This is a genomic window from Roseivivax sp. (assembly GCF_054552075.1).
This window is the reverse complement of sequence record NZ_JBTOLZ010000014.1, coordinates 27,926-45,403: the sequence shown is the minus strand read 5'-3', so window position 1 is coordinate 45,403 and position 17,478 is coordinate 27,926. Positions and strand designations below refer to the sequence as shown.

Annotated in this window: 16 protein-coding genes; 9 read left to right on the top strand and 7 right to left on the bottom strand. The window is 69.5% G+C overall.

Annotated elements, in window-relative coordinates:
- Positions 1-3: 3 nt before the first annotated feature.
- The 5 genes from ACX938_RS11835 to ACX938_RS11815 form a co-directional block, all read right to left on the bottom strand.
- On the bottom strand, positions 4-1,020 hold the full coding sequence (locus tag ACX938_RS11835; protein WP_459431204.1) for a sensor histidine kinase: 1,017 nt from the start codon (positions 1,018-1,020) through the stop codon (positions 4-6).
- Positions 1,017-2,204 carry a trans-sulfuration enzyme family protein gene (locus ACX938_RS11830; protein WP_459431203.1) on the bottom strand — a complete coding sequence of 396 codons (1,188 nt, stop codon included), beginning with the start codon at positions 2,202-2,204 and terminating at the stop codon, positions 1,017-1,019. The genes ACX938_RS11835 and ACX938_RS11830 overlap by 4 nt, the downstream gene beginning before the upstream one ends.
- 81 nt (positions 2,205-2,285) lie before the next feature.
- A complete protein-coding gene (locus ACX938_RS11825) occupies positions 2,286-2,807 on the bottom strand; it encodes a gamma carbonic anhydrase family protein (RefSeq protein ID WP_459431202.1) in 522 nt (173 codons plus the stop codon).
- On the bottom strand, positions 2,804-3,451 hold the full coding sequence (gene gmk, locus ACX938_RS11820) for a guanylate kinase (RefSeq protein ID WP_459431201.1): 648 nt from the start codon (positions 3,449-3,451) through the stop codon (positions 2,804-2,806). Before gmk ends, ACX938_RS11825 begins: the two co-directional genes overlap by 4 nt.
- 5 nt (positions 3,452-3,456) lie before the next feature.
- Positions 3,457-4,335, bottom strand: coding sequence for a YicC/YloC family endoribonuclease (locus ACX938_RS11815; RefSeq protein ID WP_459431200.1), 879 nt, complete (start codon positions 4,333-4,335; stop codon positions 3,457-3,459).
- Positions 4,336-4,547: 212 nt separating this feature from the next.
- On the opposite strand from ACX938_RS11815, the gene ACX938_RS11810 reads away from it, so the two are divergent.
- Positions 4,548-5,204 (top strand): PAS domain-containing protein, encoded by a 657-nt coding sequence (locus ACX938_RS11810; RefSeq protein ID WP_459431199.1) that lies wholly within the window; start codon positions 4,548-4,550, stop codon positions 5,202-5,204.
- Positions 5,205-5,434: 230 nt separating this feature from the next.
- Here the strand turns inward: ACX938_RS11810 and ACX938_RS11805 are convergent, their stop codons facing one another.
- Positions 5,435-6,346, bottom strand: coding sequence for a UTP--glucose-1-phosphate uridylyltransferase (locus ACX938_RS11805; protein WP_459431198.1), 912 nt, complete (start codon positions 6,344-6,346; stop codon positions 5,435-5,437).
- A gap of 438 nt (positions 6,347-6,784) precedes the next feature.
- On the opposite strand from ACX938_RS11805, the gene ACX938_RS11800 reads away from it, so the two are divergent.
- From ACX938_RS11800 to ACX938_RS11785, 4 genes are read left to right on the top strand one after another with little or no spacing between them, the layout of a single operon-like run.
- The gene (locus ACX938_RS11800; RefSeq protein ID WP_459431197.1) at positions 6,785-7,924 is read left to right on the top strand and encodes an NAD(P)H-dependent glycerol-3-phosphate dehydrogenase; all 1,140 of its coding nucleotides are present in this window, start codon (positions 6,785-6,787) and stop codon (positions 7,922-7,924) included.
- A complete protein-coding gene (locus ACX938_RS11795; protein WP_459431196.1) occupies positions 7,921-8,697 on the top strand; it encodes an HAD-IIB family hydrolase in 777 nt (258 codons plus the stop codon). Before ACX938_RS11800 ends, ACX938_RS11795 begins: the two co-directional genes overlap by 4 nt.
- Positions 8,698-10,188: a glucosylglycerol-phosphate synthase gene (ggpS, locus tag ACX938_RS11790; protein ID WP_459431195.1), complete on the top strand. Its 1,491-nt coding sequence runs from the start codon at positions 8,698-8,700 to the stop codon at positions 10,186-10,188.
- Positions 10,189-10,204: 16 nt separating this feature from the next.
- A complete protein-coding gene (locus ACX938_RS11785) occupies positions 10,205-11,410 on the top strand; it encodes an MFS transporter (RefSeq protein ID WP_459431194.1) in 1,206 nt (401 codons plus the stop codon).
- Positions 11,411-11,599: 189 nt separating this feature from the next.
- On the opposite strand, the gene ACX938_RS11780 is transcribed toward ACX938_RS11785, so the two are convergent.
- Complete coding sequence (locus ACX938_RS11780; protein WP_232752906.1) at positions 11,600-12,967, bottom strand: class II 3-deoxy-7-phosphoheptulonate synthase; 1,368 nt, start codon at positions 12,965-12,967, stop codon at positions 11,600-11,602.
- Positions 12,968-13,140: 173 nt separating this feature from the next.
- On the opposite strand from ACX938_RS11780, the gene ACX938_RS11775 reads away from it, so the two are divergent.
- The 4 genes from ACX938_RS11775 (at position 13,141) to ACX938_RS11760 (ending at position 17,400) form a co-directional block, all read left to right on the top strand.
- Positions 13,141-14,142 (top strand): GlxA family transcriptional regulator, encoded by a 1,002-nt coding sequence (locus ACX938_RS11775; RefSeq protein ID WP_459431193.1) that lies wholly within the window; start codon positions 13,141-13,143, stop codon positions 14,140-14,142.
- A gap of 353 nt (positions 14,143-14,495) precedes the next feature.
- Positions 14,496-15,692, top strand: coding sequence for an ABC transporter substrate-binding protein (locus tag ACX938_RS11770; RefSeq protein WP_232752904.1), 1,197 nt, complete (start codon positions 14,496-14,498; stop codon positions 15,690-15,692).
- A gap of 107 nt (positions 15,693-15,799) precedes the next feature.
- Complete coding sequence (locus ACX938_RS11765; protein WP_232752903.1) at positions 15,800-16,579, top strand: ABC transporter ATP-binding protein; 780 nt, start codon at positions 15,800-15,802, stop codon at positions 16,577-16,579.
- The gene (locus tag ACX938_RS11760) at positions 16,576-17,400 is read left to right on the top strand and encodes an ABC transporter ATP-binding protein (protein WP_232752902.1); all 825 of its coding nucleotides are present in this window, start codon (positions 16,576-16,578) and stop codon (positions 17,398-17,400) included. Before ACX938_RS11765 ends, ACX938_RS11760 begins: the two co-directional genes overlap by 4 nt.
- Positions 17,401-17,478 lie beyond the last annotated feature (78 nt).

Sequence of the window (17,478 nt, the reverse complement as noted above, 5' to 3'; positions counted from 1 at the left end):
CGCCTAGCGCGGCAGGATGACCTGCACCTCGGTGCCCTTGCCTGGGGTGGAATCGATCCGCACACGGCCGCGGTGGCGGTTCACGATGTGCTTGACGATGGCGAGCCCCAGCCCGGTGCCGCCCTTCTCGCGCGAGCGGTGCGAATCGACGCGGTAGAAGCGTTCGGTCAGCCGCGGCAGATGCACCGGGTCCATGCCCGCGCCGGTGTCGCGCACGATGATGCGCACGCCCTCGTCGCGGACCGGTGCCTCGTAGCCCGGCCGGGTCACCGCGATGGTCACCCGCGCGCCCTTGCCGGCGTATTTCAACGCGTTCTCGGTGAGGTTCACCAGCACCTGCCGCAGCTGGTCGGAATCGCCCCGGACCTCGACGCTTTCGGGCACTTCGGTGACGATCTCGATGCCCGCGTCCTCGGCAATCCGCGAGAGGCCGAGCGCCACGGATTTCACCAGTTTCGCCAGGTCGAGCCGCGCGGTCGGGCGCACCCGCTCCTCGGCCTCGACGCGGCTGAGCGACAGGAGATCCGCGATCAGCCGGTTCATGCGCTCGGCCTCGGCCTCCATGACGCCCAGGAAACGCTCGCGCGCGGCGGGGTCCTCCTTGGCGGGGCCCTTCAGCGTCTCGATGAAGGAAATCAGCGCGGTGAGCGGCGTCTTCAGCTCGTGGCTGACGTTGGCCACGAAGTCGCGGCGCATCTGCATGGCGCGTTCGAGAGAGGTCTCGTCCTCGAAGCTGACCAGCACGCCGGTGCCGGGCACCGCCTTCACGCTGACCCGGAAGGTGGTGTCCTGCTGGCCGTCGTTGGTCAGGTAACGGGCCTCGCGCGGCTGGGCGTCGCGCATCACCGCCTCGACCGCATCCAGCACCACCGGCTGGCGCAGCGCGGTGATGAAATGCCGTCCCACGAGGCCGCGGCCCAGCATCTGCCGGGCCTTGTCGTTGGCCGCCTCGATGCGCTCGTCGCGCCGGATCAGGAGCGCGGCCAGCGGCATCGCCTCGAGGAAGGCCTCGGAGGTCATCCCCGCGCCGCCCGGGCCGCGGCGAGCCCCGCGTCGAAGGCGCCAAGGAGCGCCTCGGGCTCCTCGAGGCCGACGGAGACGCGGAACATCCCCTCGGAGATCCCCAGCGCCGCGCGGCCCTCGGGCGTCAGCGCGCGATGCGAGGAGGAGGCGGGATGCGACAGCGTGGTGCCCACATCCCCCAGCGTCGGCGCGAAGGCCAGCGCCTCCGCGCCCTTGGTGAAGGCATTGGCCGCGGCGCGGCCGCCCTCGATCTCGAAGCTGACCATATTGCAGCCCTGCCCGGCCAGAAGCCCCTGCGCGCGGTTGCGGTCGGGGTGATCGGCACGGGTCGGATAGAGCACCTTGGTGACGCCCTCCTGGCCCGCGAGATGCGCGGCCAGACGCTCGGCGCTATCCTGGGTGCGGGCGAAGCGCAGATCGAAGGTCATCATGCCGCGTTCGGCCAGCCAGCAGTCGAAGGGCGAGGGCGTCATGCCCGTCGTCACGGCGAAATCGCTCATCGCCTTCTGCTGCGCGGGATCCTTGGCGGCGACCCAGCCCAGCGTGACATCGGAATGCCCGGCGAGAAGCTTGGTCACCGAATGGATCACCACGTCGGCGCCGTGCTCGGCGGGCCGGATCGCGGAGGGGGTGGTGAAGGTGTTGTCGACGACCAGCGTGACGCCCCGCGCGCGGCAGAGCTCGGCGATGCCGTCAAGGTCGGCGACCCGCAGCGTCGGGTTCGAGACCACCTCGATCAGCGCCAGCTTGGTCTCGGGACGGAAGGCGGCGGCGAAGGCCTCGGCGTCGGTCGGATCGGCGCGCGAGGTGGCGATGCCGAGGCGCGGCAGATCCTCGGCCAGAAGCCGCAGCGAGCGGCCGTAAAGCTGGTCGCCGCCGACCACGTGGTCGCCCGCCCGCGTCAGACCCAGGAGCGCCGCGGTCACCGCCGCCATGCCCGAGCCCAGCGTCAGCCCCTGCTCCATGCCTTCGCGCCGGGCCACGGCGCGCGCGAGCGAGACGGCGTTGGGATGGCCCTCGCGGGCGTAGGTATAGCCCTGAACCCGGCCCTCGTATTGATCGTCGAGCGAATCCGGCGTCTCGGAGGCATAGACCACCGAGGGCTGGATCGGCGGGACCACCGGGCGCGAGGCGCCTTCCTCGAAACCGTCGGGGCGTTGCAGGGTGCGTTTGGTGCTCATGCACATCTCTCCTCAGGGCGGGCGCCACGCGCGCCGCGGATCATCGTCAAAAACCGTCGGGCGGCCGTCAGGGTGCAGCGCCTAGAGCGCGGTCAGCCCCTCGCGGAACCGCCGGGCGTTCTCCTGGTATTTCCGGGCCGAGAGGCGCAGGCCCTCGATGGCCTCGGCGTCGAGCTCGCGGACCACCTTGCCTGGCATGCCCATGACCAGGCTGCCGTCGGGGATCTCCTTGCCCTCAGTGATCAGCGCGCCCGCGCCGATCAGGCAGTTCTTGCCGATCCTGGCGCCGTTCAGGATCGTCGCGCCCATGCCGATCAGGCTGTTCTCGCCGATCACGCAGCCATGCAGCATGACCTTGTGGCCGATGGTGCAGCCCGCGCCCACCGTCAGCGGAAAGCCCGGGTCGGTGTGGCCCACCACGTTTTCCTGGATGTTGGTGCCATCGCCGATGGTGATCGGCTCGTTGTCGCCGCGCAGCGTCGCGCCGAACCAGACCGAGGCGCCCTGCCCCAGCGTGACCTGGCCGATGACATTGGCGTCCGGCGCCACCCAGGCATCCCCGGCCAGCTTCGGGGAGACCCCGTCGAGTGCGTAAAGCGTCATGGCTGTCCCTCCTCGAATTCCGATTGCAGGTGGCGGACGTGATCGGTCAGCCCGGGCTGCTGGCTGCGCCGCAGCCGCGTGGCGGTGACGATGGACTTGAGCCGCGCCTCGGTCTCGTCGAGGTCCTGGTTGACCAAGACGAAGTCGTAGCCGTCCCAGTGGCTGATCTCGTCCCAGCTTTTCTGCATCCGCTTGGCGATCACCTCGGGGCCATCCTGGCCGCGCCCCTCGAGCCGGCGCTTCAGCTCGGCGATCGAGGGCGGCAGCAGGAAGATCGACAGCGTGTGCATGCCGAGCGAGGAGTTGCGGATCTGCTGCGCGCCCTGCCAGTCGATGTCGAAGAGCACGTCGTGCCCGGCCTCGATGGCCTCGGCCACCGGCCCGCGCGGCGAGCCGTAGAAATTGCCAAAGACATGGGCGTGTTCCAGCATCTCGCCCTCGGCCACGAGCCGCTTGAACTCGGTCTCCGAGGTGAAGCGGTAATCCGTGCCGTCGACCTCGCCGGGACGCGGGGCGCGGGTGGTGGCCGAGACCGAGAAGACGATGCTCTTGTCCCAGGCCCGGAGCCGCCGCGCCAGGGTGGATTTGCCCGCGCCCGAAGGCGAGGAAAGGATGATCAGAAGCCCGCGCCGGGATGCCTCCATGCCGCTCACTCCACGTTCTGTATCTGTTCGCGCATCTGCTCGATGAGCGTCTTCAGCTCGAGCCCGACCTCGGTCAGCGGCGCCGAGCCAGCCTTCGAGCAAAGCGTGTTCGCCTCGCGGTTGAACTCCTGCATCAGGAAGTCGAGCTTGCGCCCGACCGCGCCTTCCGCCGCGAGCATGCCGCGCGCCGCGGCGATATGGGCGCGCAGCCGGTCGATCTCTTCGGTGACGTCGGATTTCACCGCGATCAGCGCCAGCTCCTGGGCGATGCGGGCGGGGTCGAGCCCCTCGGTGTTGTCCATGACGCGCGCGAGCTGCGCCTTCAGCCGCTCGGCCTGTTCGGGCCGGCGCGCCTCGGCACGGGCCTCGGCGGTGTCGATCAGCGTGGCCATCCGGTCGAGCTGGCCTTTCAGGATCTCGCTCAGCGCCGCGCCCTCTTCGGCGCGGGCGGCGATGAAGGCTTCGAGCAGGGCGTCGAACTCGTAGACCAGCTGGCCGCGCAGCACCTCGGGGTCGTGGCGGGTCTGGACCTCTTCCATGACACCGCGAAGGCCCAGCACCTCGGCGGCGCTGGCGGGCGTGAGGCTCAGCCCCTCGGTCCGGGCGGCGGCCTCGACGCGCGTGAGCGCCGCCAGCACGTCCGAGAGCGCCGCGTCGTTGACCGACTGCCGCGCCGTCGCGGTGCCCGGGGCGAGCTTCAGCGAGACCGAGACCGAGCCGCGGGCCAGCCGCGCCTGGGCGCGGGCGCGCAGCGCGGGCTCCAGCCCCTCGATCCAGTCGGGCACGCGCAGGCGCAGGTCGAGCCCCTTGCCGTTCACGCCGCGGATGTCCCAGGCCCAGGACAGCCCCTCGGTCGCCCCCTCCGCCGAGGCAAATCCGGTCATCGAATGCCGCATGTGGCGCGACCCTCCCGCACGTCGTCTCGCTCCCGGGTTACGTGAGCCCGGGGGGCAAGGCAAGCGCGGGCCGCTGTTAACCAGCGGTAACGAAACTTGCGGCAATTTCAGGAAAATCCGCCTAGTTAAGGCTTTGGTAACGACGTTGACACAGGATCCTCCAAGGGGCTGGCGGTGCCGTTGCGAGTGAGGACCTGCGCATGACCCGCCCGACCCGGACCGAGACTGGAGTGATTTCCATGCTGACCCACAGCCAGGCGCTGCAGCGCGCGCCGCTGGCGATCATCGACGCCTATTGGCACGGCCTGGCCGAGGTCTCGGGCGAGGTGCCGGCGCGGGCGCAGATCGACCCAAGGGCGATCGAGGATGCGCTCGACAACGCCTTCCTGCTGCACCACCTGCCCGAGGGCGTGACCCGGGTGCGGGTGGCGGGGCTGCATCTCAACGACCTTGCGGGCAAAGAGGTCGCGGGCCGGCCTCTGGGGGGTCTCTTCCACCCCAAGGCGCGCGAGGAGCTGGCGCGCGGGCTCGCGGCGGTCTTCTCCGGGCCCGCCGCGCTGAGCCTCCGGCTGAGCGCGCCCGAGGGCTTCGGCCAGGACGCGCTTTTGGGAGAGATGACGGTGCTGCCGCTCCGCGGGGAGCGCGGGCAGGCCGATCGGGCCATCGGCGGGGTGGTGACCTCGGGGCCGATCGGCCAGACGCCGCGCCGCTTCGCGATCGAGGAGATGGAGATCACCCCCATCGAGGGGCTCGCCCCCCTGCCCGCCCCCGGCCAGGGTTTCGCCGAACCCGCCGCGGCCTGGGAGCCCGCGCCGCTTTCGGGCCAGCATCTGCGGTTGGTGATTTCCAACGACTGAGGGGCTGGGTTGCGTGGGGTCCTGAGCGGGCGGATGCGGATTTGAGCGTTTGAAGACGCGACGAAAAACGCGCCCCGGTTTGATCCCGGGGCGCGTTTTTTTCTTAGAAAATGCAGTCAGGTATGGCTCGGGGCGCCCATGGCGTGCCTCTCGCTATAGAAACCGTCACCACCCGGCGCTCCGGCGGTCCGTCCAAGGGTCGCGACGGCCCGCCCCGAGGGTCGCCACCCTCACTCCGCCGCGGTCGTCAGACCGCCCGGCGGTGCGGCGAGGACCGAGGCATAGGCCGCCTGCCCGCCCGCATAGGCCATGGTTGCCGCCAGCATGCCCGCCTTCGAGCCGCAGTCGTAGCGCACACCCGAGAAGCGGAAGCCGCAAAGGCCCACCGTCTCAACGCCCGCGGCGATGGCATCGGTGAGCTGGATCTCTCCGCCCGCGCCCGGGGGCAGCCCGTCCAGGGCCTCGAAGATGCTCGCGTCGAGCAGGTAGCGCCCGACCACCGCCTGGCGCGAGGGCGCCGCCTCGGGCGCGGGCTTCTCGACCATGCCGCGCGCGAGGATCAGCCCGCCCTCGCGGCCCGTCGCATCGAGCACACCGTAGGACGAGACCTCCTCGGCACCCACCTGCATGGTGGCGACCATATGGCCCGCCCGCGCGGGGTCATAGGCCTCGATCATCTCCTTCAGGCAGCCCTCGCCGCCCAGGATCAGGTCGTCGGGCAGCACCACCGCCACCGGCCCCGGCAGCACCTCGTTGCGGGCGCAAAGCACCGCGTGCCCCAGGCCCAGCGGCTCGGGCTGCATGACGAAACGCACCTGCATCGCGTCCTCGTCGACGGCATTGTCGTGCAGCATCTCCGCCAGCCGCGCCTTGCCGCGCTCGCGCAGGGTGGCCTCGAGCTCGGCGTCGGCGCGCACGTAGCGCTCGATCGCTTCCTTCGAGGGGTGGCTGACGAAGATCATCCGCTCGATCCCGGCCTCGCGGGCCTCGTCGATGGCGAACTGGATCAGCGGCGTATCGAGAACCGGCAAGAGCTCCTTCGGCGTCGCCTTGGTGGCGGGAAGAAAGCGGGTTCCGAGCCCCGCCACGGGGAAGATCGCGGTTCTGACCCGGCGGTCTCTGGCGGTTGGCGTGCGGTCCATGTTCAATGCTCCTTGCGGGTCTGCGGTCGGGCGGCGCCCGGCCTTCTGAGAAAAAGGGTATGGATGCCTCAGCTTAAGTCAAAAGCGCCGCGCCCCGTTCCCTCGGGCGCCCGGCGGGCCCGGGATGACATCGGCTAACCCCTTGATTTTGCGCCATCGGCCCCGGGTCCATTCGGGCCGAGACCTGCCGCATTTCGCGCCGTTTCGCTGCAATGCGGCGGCTCCCCCCTGGAAATCGGCAGCCCGCCGCTGAATTCCTGTGCGTGGCCGCGAAAAATTGCCTAAAGAAGGGGCAGAGCGGCGCCTGGGCCCCTGCCCGGCCCGGATCGGGGCCCGCGGTCTGGACGATTCCGCCGCACCCCCTAGCCTTTTTCCTAGGCGCGGCCCTTCGCGGCCCGCAGGATCAACGCAAACAACCAGAGGCCCCAGGCCCCGAGCATGGACGGACAGACCCTGACCCTTCGCAGCGACACAGACGGACGCATCCGCAGATCGGCCCGCCCCTACGACCGGATCACGGTGATCGGCATGGGGGCCTGGGGCACCGCCCTGGCCGCCGTCGCCGCCTCCGCCGGCCGCGAGGTGCGGCTTTGGGGCCGGCGCGCGGATCTTGCCCGCGACATCAACGAGACCCGGGTGAACACGCGCCACCTGCCGGACGCGCATCTGCCCGAGGGCATCTTGGCCCTGACCGACCTGCCCGCCGCGCTCGAGCACAGCGAGGCGGTCCTGCTGGTCACCCCCTCGCGCACGCTGCGCAGGGTCTGCGCCGAGCTGCGCCCCTATCTGCCCCAGGGCGTGCCGCTGGTGCTGTGTTGCAAGGGCATCGAACAGGGCACCGGCTATCTTCTCAGCCACCTGGTCGAGGAGGAGCTGCCGGGCCATCCGGTCGGCGCGCTGTCGGGCCCGACCTTCGCCAAGGAGACGGTGCTGGGCCATCCGACCGCCGCGACCATCGCCTTCGAGTTCCGCTACACCGACCGACTCCGCCCCGAGGACAGCCCCGCCGCGCGGCTCTCGGTCTCGATGTCCTCCTCGGCCTTCCGGCCCTATATCTCGGACGACCTCGTCGGGGTGGAGATCGGCGGCGCGGTGAAAAACGTGATCGCCATCGCCTGCGGGATGATGACCGGCGCGGGCTTCGCCGAGAACACCCGCGCGGCTCTGATCGCCCGCGGCATGGACGAGATGAAGTTCCTCGCCGAGGCGCTGGGCGGCCGGCGCGAGACGATCACCGGGCTCTCGGGCGCGGGCGACCTGACGCTGACCTGCTCCTCGACCACCTCGCGCAACATGTCGCTGGGCGTGCAGCTCGGCCAGGGCAAGGCCCGCTCGGAGTGTTTCGACGGCAAGAAGGTCGTGGTCGAGGGCGAGGTCAACGCCATCTCGGTCGTCGACCTGGCGCGGCGGATCGGGGTGCATATGCCGATCTGCGAGACGGTGCACGCGATCCTGCACGAAGGCGCGGCGCTCGACGAGAGCTTCACCGACCTCTGGGCCCGGCCGCTCGAATCCGAGCCGCGGGCGCTCTCGATCGAACTGGTCCACCCCAAGGCAAGAAGGGATCCCGCCCAATGAGCCAGAGGCCCGCGATCACCACCCCGCTCGACGCGCGCCGCTTCGTGCTGGCGACCGATCTCGACGGCACCTTCCTGGGCGGCAGCCAAGCCGACCGGCGCCGGCTCTACGACTGGATCGAGGCCCACCGCGAGACCATCGGCCTGGTCTTCGTCACCGGCCGCGACCCGGGGTTCATCGTCGAGCTTTGCGACGGCGGCGTGCCCTGGCCGGAATACGTCATCGGCGACGTTGGCACGACCATCGCGAAGGTCGAGGGCCGCGAGATCACCCCGATCCCCGAGCTCGAGACCGAGATCACCGCCGCCTGGGGCGACGCCGGCGAGCGGGTGCGCGCCACGCTCGACGGCCACCCGGGGCTGAGGCTGCAGCCCACGGGCTTCCGCCACCGGGTCAGCTACGACCTCGACCCCGAGACCTTCGATGACAGCGCCAAGGCACGCATCGAGGCGCTGGGCCTCGACTGGCTGATCTCGGACAACCGCTATTTCGACGTGCTGCCCGCCGGGGTTTCGAAAGGCCCCTCGCTCCAACGCTTCGCCAGCGCCATGGCGCTGGACGCGGCCCGGGTCTTGGCGGCGGGCGACACGCTCAACGATGCCTCGATGCTGGAATGCGGCCTGCCCGCCGTGGCCGTCGGCGGGTCCGAGGCGGCGCTGCTCGAACGGGTGGCGCATCTGCCGCATGTGCACAAGGCCGAAGCCGTGGGCGCGGGCGGCATCCTCGAAGCCGTCGCCGCGCTGGAACTTCATCCTGTCCCGGAGGGCGTCTGAATGGGAAGCGATCTGGTCATCGTCTATCACCGCCAACCCTACGAGGAGGTGGTCGAGAACGGCAAAACCGTCTTCAAGGAGAACAAGAGCCCCAACGGCATCGTGCCGACGCTGAAAAGCTTCTTCGGCCGCGTCGAGAACGCCGCCTGGGTGGCCTGGAAAGAGGCCGAGAACGTCACCGACCCGGGCTTCGAGCGGGTCGTCCAGATCGAGGACAGCTTCGGCAAATACACCGTCTCGCGGCTGCCGCTGACCGCCTCGGATGTGTCGAGCTTCTACCATGTCACCTCGAAAGAGGCCTTCTGGCCGATCCTGCACGGCTTCAAGGAAAAGTATAACTACGACCCGGTGGACTGGGGCACCTTCCGCAAGGTGAACCAGGCCTTCGCCGAGGCCGCCGCCGCCGAGGCCGCGAAAAACGCCGCGATCTGGGTGCATGACTACAACCTCTGGCTGGTGCCGGGTTACCTGCGCAAGATGCGCCCCGACCTGCGCATCTCCTTCTTCCACCACACGCCCTTCCCGGCGGCGGACATCTTCAACGTGCTGCCCTGGCGCGGCGAGATCATCGACTCGCTCCTGGCCTGCGACGTGGTGGGCTTCCACATCCCGCGCTACGCCTCGAACTTCGTCTCGGTGGTGCGCTCGCTGCGCGACGTGGGCGAGGTGCCGCGGGTGAAGGTCTCGGAGGATTTCATCTCCGAGGGCTCGGCGCTCTCGGACCGCACCCAGCCGGTGCAGATCCAGACCGAGGACCGCGCGGTCAAGCTCGGCGTCACGCCGGTCGGCGTCGATACCGATTACATCGCGAGGGTCACCAAGTCCGACGAGACCAAGGCCCGCGCCAAGGCCATCAAGGAGGAGCTGGGCGGCGACCGGCTGATCCTGTCTGTCGGGCGCACCGATTACACCAAGGGCGGGGCCGAGCAGCTCCTGACCTACGAGCGGCTCCTGGAGAAACACGAGCACCTGCGCGGCACCACGCGGCTTCTGCATGTCTCGGTTTCGGCCAACCGCAACATGAAAGTCTATGCCGACATCCAGCAGGAGATCGAACAGATCGCGGGCCGCATCAACGGGCGTTTCGGCACCTTCACCTCGACGCCGGTGGCGCTGATCTCGCGCGCCATCCCCTTCGAGGAGCTGGTCGCCTATTACCGCGCCGCGGACGTGGCCTGGATCACGCCCCTGGCCGACGGGATGAACCTGGTCTGCAAGGAGTTCGCCGCCGCCCGCGACGACGAGGACGGGGTGCTGGTGCTGTCGGAGTTTGCCGGCGCCGCGATCGAGCTGGGCTCGGCGATCCTGACCAATCCCTACAGCAACAAGAACATGGACCACGCCATCGAGACGGCGCTGAACATGAGCGCCGAGAACCGCAAGAGCCGCATGACCGAGGCGCGCCGCAAGGTCTGGACCTACAACACCGCGCGCTGGGCGCAGGATCAGCTCGCGCTGCTCTCGCCCGAGGATTTCGCGGCGGAGGGCTGAGCCGCCGCGAGGGGCCATGGGCAATGTCGCGCGCTATCCCTGGTTTCGCGCCGCCCAGAACCTGCTGTTCTGGCAGGCGACCTGGTTTCTGTATTTTCAGGAGGCGCTGACCCCGGCGCAGGCGATCCTGCTTTACGCGGTCTATGACCTCTCGAGCACGCTGGTCGAAGTGCCCTCGGGCGCGATGTCCGACCGGCTCGGGCGCCGGGTGACGCTGATCGCCTCGGCGCTTGCGCTGGTGGCGGGCTCGGTGCTCCTGGCGCTTGGCGGGGCCTTCTGGGTCTTCGCGCTGGGCCAGGCGCTTCTGGGCGCGGGCATGGCCTTCACCTCGGGCACCGACAGCGCCTTCCTTTACGAAAGCCTCGCCGAGACCGGCGAGACCGAGCGCATCGAGGCCGAGGAGCTGCGCGCCTGGCGCTTCTCCTTCGCCGCCCTCCTGGTCGCGGCGCCCCTGGGCGGGGCCGCGGCGCTCTGGAGCCTGCCCCTGCCGTTCTGGCTCTCTGCGCTCTCCTCCGCGGTGGCGCTGGGACTGGCGCTGTCTTTCACCGAGCCGCAGCGCATCCGCAGCTCGGGCGAGGTGCAGCTCTCGCAGCTGGGCGCCCTGGGTCAGGCGCTGCGCGACCGGGTGCTGCTTTGGCTCTTTGGGCTGGCGGTGCTGATGTATGGCTTCAGCCACCTGCCCTTCATCTTCGGCCAGCCCTTCATCCTCGAGGCGCTGGAGCCCTTGGGTCTCGCCGCCGATGCGCCGCTGGTCTCGGGCGGGATCACGGCGGTGATGATGGCGGTCTCGCTTCTGGCCTCGCTGGCGGCACCGGGGCTGCGGGCGCGGATCGGGCTCGGGCCCATGCTGGTCCTGGCCTTCGCGATGCAGGTGGCGCTGGTAGCGGTGCTGGCGCTCAGCGCCTCGGCGCTGGCGATCCTGGCGCTGGCCCTGCGGATGGTGCCCGATGCCTTCTCGCGGCCTTTCCTCCTGGCGGCGATCCAGCCGCGGCTCAAGGGCGAGGCGCGGGCGACCTACCTGTCGATCCAGGCGCTGGTCGGGCGGCTGATCTTCGCGGCCTCGCTCTGGGTGGCCTCCTTCGGGACCGGCGGGGTCGACCGGATGAGCCAGTCGGAAATCTCCGCGATCCTGGGGGTTTACGCGGGCGTGGGCCTGGCCTGCCTGCTGGCGCTGGGCGTGACGGTCCGGGTGATGCGCGGGGCGGCCCCGAAGCCGCGGTGAGCCGCGGGGCGGTCGCACACGGCCATGCGCCTCGCGCCGCGGTTCAGGTCACTCAACGCTGTTTGAAGTGAGAAACGGCGGCGCATTGTTGCGCCGCCAGATGCCCAGCCGGGCGCGGCACGACTGCCCCAGCCCGCCGGAAAGCCCCCCGGGCGAGGCCCAGAAGGCCCCGCCCGGCGGTGGTCTCGATCAGCTCGCCTCGGCGGCGCGGGTCTCGCGGTGGGCGGTCAGCTCCTCGGCGACGAGGAAGGCCAGCTCCAGCGATTGCGTCGCGTTGAGGCGCGGGTCGCAGGCGGTGTGGTAGCGGTCCGAGAGGTTCTCGTCGGAGATCGCATGCACCCCGCCGGTGCATTCGGTCACGTCCTGGCCGGTCATCTCGAAATGCACGCCGCCGGGGATCGACCCCTCGGCCTTGTGCACCGCGAAGAAGTCGCGGACCTCGCGCAGCACCGCGTCGAAGGGCCGGGTCTTGTAGCCCGAGGGCGACTTGATGGTATTGCCATGCATCGGGTCGCAGACCCAGGTCACCTTGGCGCCTTCCTCGCGCACCGCCTGGACGAGCGGCGGCAGCTTCTCGCCCACCTTGCCCGCGCCGAAGCGCGCGATGAGGGTCAGCTTGCCCTCCTCGTTCTCGGGGTTGAGCTTGCGCATCAGCACCTTGAGGTCCTCGGGGTCGGTGGTCGGCCCGCACTTCAGCCCGATCGGGTTCAAGACGCCGCGGGCGAACTCCACATGCGCGCCGTCCGGCTGCCGCGTGCGGTCGCCGATCCAGATCATGTGGCCCGAGCCCGCGAGCCATTTGCCCGAGGTGGAATCAAGACGGCAGAGCGCCTCTTCGTATTCCAGCAGGAGCGACTCGTGGCTGGTGTAGAAGTCCACGGTCTTGAGGTTGTGGTTGCTCTCGCTTTCGAGGCCCGCCGCCTTCATGAAGTCCAGCGTGTCCGAGATGCGGTTGGCCATGTCGCGGTAGCGCGCGGCCTTCTCGCTCTCGATGAAGCCGAGCGTCCACTGGTGCACCTGGTGGATGTCCGCGTAACCGCCCGTCGAGAAGGCGCGCAGCAGGTTCAGCGTCGCCGCCGCCTGGGTGTAGCCCTGCAGCATCTTCTGCGGATTGGGCGTCCGCGCCTCGGGCGTGAAGGCCAGGTCGTTGATGATGTCGCCGCGGTAGGAGGGCAGCTCCTGCCCGTCCACCGTCTCGGTCGGGGCCGAGCGGGGCTTGGCGAACTGGCCCGCCATCCGGCCGACCTTCACCACCGGCACCTTGGCGCCATAGGTCAGCACCATGGCCATCTGCAGCATCACCTTGAAGGTGTCGCGGATCGCATCGGCCGAGAACTGGTCGAAGGCCTCGGCGCAGTCGCCGCCCTGCAACAGGAAGGCCTCGCCCCGGCCGGCCGCACCGAGCTGGCGCTTCAGCGCGCGGCTCTCGCCCGCAAAGACCAGCGGCGGATACTTCGAAAGCTGCGCCTCGACGGCGCTCAGTTCTGCCGCGTCGGTATAATCCGGCATTTGCACCCGAGGCTTCTGCCGCCACGTGTTTTTCTGCCAATCACTCATCGCATCTCTCCAGTCTGCCGCGCTTGCCCGCGCGTCGGGGTCCGGGTGTAGCCCATCGCAGGGCCCGGCGCCATAACCCATTTCCCCGATTTTTCCCCCGTCGCTTGACGCCGGTGCTCGGTTCGGGACTCTGGGCGGATCGGGCGGATTTGAGTCGCGCGAGGGAGGATCCGATGACGCAGGATGCAGCGGTCACCGCCGGCGCAGGAGAGGCGCGGCGCAAGCATTTCGTCTTTGTGCTTCTGCCCAATTTCACGCTGATCTCCTTTGCCGCCGCGCTCGAGACGCTGCGGCTGGCCAACCGCATGGCCGGAGAGACGCTTTATAGCTGGGCGATCCTCGGCGAGGGCGGCGGCAAGATCACCTGTTCGGCCGGCACCACCTTCGAGCTCGACGGCGACCTGGGCCAGCTCGGCCGCGACGACACCGTGGTGGTCTGCGGCGGGCTCGACATCCAGGCGGGCACCACCAAGCCGCTGTTGAACTGGCTGCGCCGCGAGGCCCGGAACGGCCACCGCATCGGCGGGCTCTGCACCGCGGCGCATGTGCTGGCGCGCGCGGGGCTGCTCGACGGCAAGCGCGCGACGATCCACTGGGAGAACCAGGACAGTTTCGCCGAGGAGTTCGACGAGGTGACGCTGACCAAGGCGGTCTTCGCGGTCGACGGCAACCGCTTCACCACCGCCGGGGGCACCGCCTCGCTCGACCTGATGCTGAAGCTCCTGGCCGACGACTACGGCGAGGGGCTGGCCAATGCGGTGGCCGACCAGCTGATCTACTCGGCGATCCGCACCGACCAGGACGTGCAGCGGCTCTCGGTGCCGACCCGGATCGGCGTGCGCCACCCCAAGCTCGCCGAGGTCATCCGCATGATGGAGGCCAACATCGAGGAGCCGATCAGCCCGGCGGCGCTGGCGCGCGACGTGGGCATGTCGACCCGGCAGCTCGAACGGCTGTTCCGCCGCTACCTCAACCGCAGCCCGAAGCGCTATTACATGGAGCTGCGGCTGCAGAAGGCGCGGAACCTCCTGATGCAGACCGACATGACGGTGATCAACGTCGCCCTGGCCTGCGGCTTCACCTCGCCGTCGCATTTCTCCAAGTGCTACCGCTCGCATTACCGCACCACGCCTTACCGCGAGCGCGGCAGCCACGCCGAGGCGCGGGCGAAGTAGCGGGGGCGCTGGGTTGATCCGGGGGTGAGCGCGCTATTGCAACTGTCGTCACCGATGAGGCCGTGGGCGTCCCTCCGCGCCGCGCGAATTGAGCCTGAAAACCCGCCTGAGACGGGCCAAACGCCCCCGCGCAGAGGCCGGAGACCCACCGCATTCGGGCCACCAACCGCCCCGCGCCCGACGCGCCAGCGGACCCGCGAGGCGTCGAAGCCCCGCCCTGCCCCGGCACGCCTCAAGCCCCCTGCCCGGCCCGCCGCAGCGCCGCTTGCGTCACCGCAATGTCACCCTTTCCTTTTCCAAAACCCGCGCCTAACCTCGCCCCAGGACTGAGATCCGAACACAGGGAGACCATTATGAAAAAACTGCTTATGGCGACCGCCGCCTCCGCTCTGACCGCGGGGGCCGCCTTCGCCGAAAGCCACGCGAGCGACGTGCGCCTCGGCATCCTGCTCAGCTTCACCGGCCCGATCGAAAGCCTGACGCCCGCCATGGGCTCCGGTGCGGAACTGGCCGTGGGTGAAGTGACCGGCAACGAGAACTTCCTGGGCGGCGCCTCGGTGACCCCGGTGCGCGGCGATGCGACCTGCGTCGACGCGGCAGCGGCCACCGCCGCGGCCGAGCGCATGATCACCTCGGAAGGTGTCATGGGCATCATGGGCGCCGACTGCTCGGGCGTGACCACCGCCGTTCTGGCCAATGTGGCCGTGCCGAACGGCGTGGTGATGATCTCGCCCGCCGCGACCTCGCCGGCGCTGTCCTCGGCCGAGGACAACGGGTTGTTCTTCCGCACCGCGCCCTCCGACGCGCGCCAGGGCCAGGTTCTGGCCAATGTGCTGAACGAAAAGGGCATCTCCTCGGTCGCCGTGACCTATACCAACAACGACTACGGCAAGGGCTTCGCCGATGCCTTCTCGGCCGCCTTCGAGGAGACCGGCGGCGAGGTGACCCTGGTCGCCGCGCATGAGGACGGCAAGGCCGACTACTCGGCCGAGGTCGGCGCGCTTGCCTCCGCGGGCGGCGATGCGCTGGTCGTGCTGGGCTACGTCGACCAGGGTGGCGCGGGCGTCATCCAGGGCGCGCTCGACACCGGTGCCTTCGACACCTTCGCCTTCGGCGACGGGATGATCGGCGACGCGCTGACCGATGCCTTCGGCAGCGACATCGACGGCTCCTTCGGCACCGCGCCGGGCAGCGAGAACGAGGGCGGCGCCCTCTTCGCCGAGATGGCCGCCGAAGCCGGCATCGACGGCACCTCGGTCTACGCGGGCGAGAGCTATGACGCGGCGGCGCTGATCCTGCTGGCCATGGCGGCCTCGGGCTCGACCGACTCGACCGAATATTCGGGCGCGATCATGGACATCGCCAACGCCCCCGGCGAGCCGATCCTGCCGGGCGAGCTGCAGAAGGCCCTCCAGATCATCGCCGACGGCGGTGAGATCGACTACCAGGGCGCCTCGGGCGTCGAGCTGGTGGGCTCGGGCGAAGCGGCCGGCTCCTATGCCGAATACACCGTCGAAGGCGGCGAGCTGAAGGTGGTCGGCTACCGCTGATCGTGGTGTTGCGCTAACAGGCGGCCCGGGGGTTCCATCCCGGGCCGTTTTCGTTAAAAGGCCGGATCAGCCGGCCAAAGAAGCCGGCGCATCGAAGGGATATTCCAGTGATCCGGGTCGAGAACCTCCACCGCCATTTCGGCGGATTCCGGGCCGTCGACGGCGCCTCTCTCGAGATCGCCACGGGGTCGATCACCGGCCTCGTCGGGCCGAACGGGGCCGGCAAGTCGACGCTGTTCAACGTCATCGCGGGCGCGCTGCCGCCGACCAGCGGGTCGGTCTTCATGGACGGTGAGGACATCACCGGGCTGGCGCCGCACGAGCTGTTCCACAAGGGCCTCTTGCGCACCTTCCAGATCGCGCATGAGTTCTCCTCCATGTCGTGCCGCGAGAACCTGATGATGGTGCCCGGCGCGCAATCGGGCGAGACGCTCTGGAACGCCTGGTTCGGGCGCGGGCGCATCGCCCAGGAAGAGGCCGCGCTTCTGAAGAAGGCCGACGAGGTCCTCGACTTCCTGACCATCAGCCATCTCAAGGACGAGAAGGCCGGCAACCTCTCGGGCGGGCAGAAGAAGCTGCTCGAGCTGGGCCGCACCATGATGGTCGACGCCAAGGTGGTCTTCCTCGACGAGGTCGGCGCCGGGGTGAACCGCACGCTGCTCAACACCATCGGCGACGCGATCAAGCGGCTGAACGAGGAGCGCGGCTATACCTTCTGCATGATCGAACACGACATGGATTTCATCGGCCGTCTTTGCGACCCGGTGATCGTCATGGCCGAGGGCAAGGTCCTGGCCCGCGGCACCATCGCCGAGATCAAGGCCAACGACGAGGTGATCGAGGCCTATCTCGGCACCGGGCTCAAGAACAAGGAGACCGCGGGATGAGCGACAGCGCCTATTCCGGCCGCGGCAACAAGGACCGCTCGATCGGGCGCGAACCCGCGGCGCGCTCGGGCGACCCGGTGCCCGCCGGCGGCAAGGCCCGCCCCGCCCCCGAGGGCCCCTTCCTGATCGGCGAGGCGATGACCGGCGGCTACGGCCGCGGCGCCGACATCCTGCATTCCTGCACCATCGCCGTGGAGCGCGGCGAGATCGCGGTGATCGTCGGCCCCAACGGCGCCGGCAAATCGACCGCGATGAAGGCCGTCTTCGGCATGCTGAACCTGCGCGAGGGCGCGGTGCGGCTCGACGGCGAGGAGATCACCCAGCTCAGCCCCCAGGACCGGGTGCTGAAGGGCATGGGCTTCGTGCCCCAAACCTCGAACATCTTCACCTCGATGACGGTGGAAGAGAACCTCGAGATGGGCGCCTTCATCCGCACCGACGACTTCTCGGACACCATGGCGCAGGTCTACGACCTCTTCCCGATCCTGAAGGAAAAGCGCCGCCAGGCGGCGGGGGAGCTCTCGGGCGGCCAGCGCCAGCAGGTGGCCGTGGGCCGGGCGCTGATGACCAAGCCCAAGGTGCTGATGCTCGACGAGCCCACCGCCGGCGTCTCGCCGATCGTCATGGACGAGCTTTTCGACCGGATCATCGAGGTCGCCCGCACCGGCATCCCGATCCTCATGGTCGAACAGAACGCCCGCCAGGCGCTGGCCATCGCCGACAAGGGCTACGTGCTGGTCCAGGGCCGCAACGCCCATACCGGCACCGGCCGCGAGCTTCTCGAAGACCCGGAGGTGCGCGCCTCCTTCCTGGGTGGATGAGGCAGGGCATGGCACGCGGCATGACATATCACGACACAACGACGGGAGGCCCGGCGCGCATGGCGCCCGGAGCGGCCC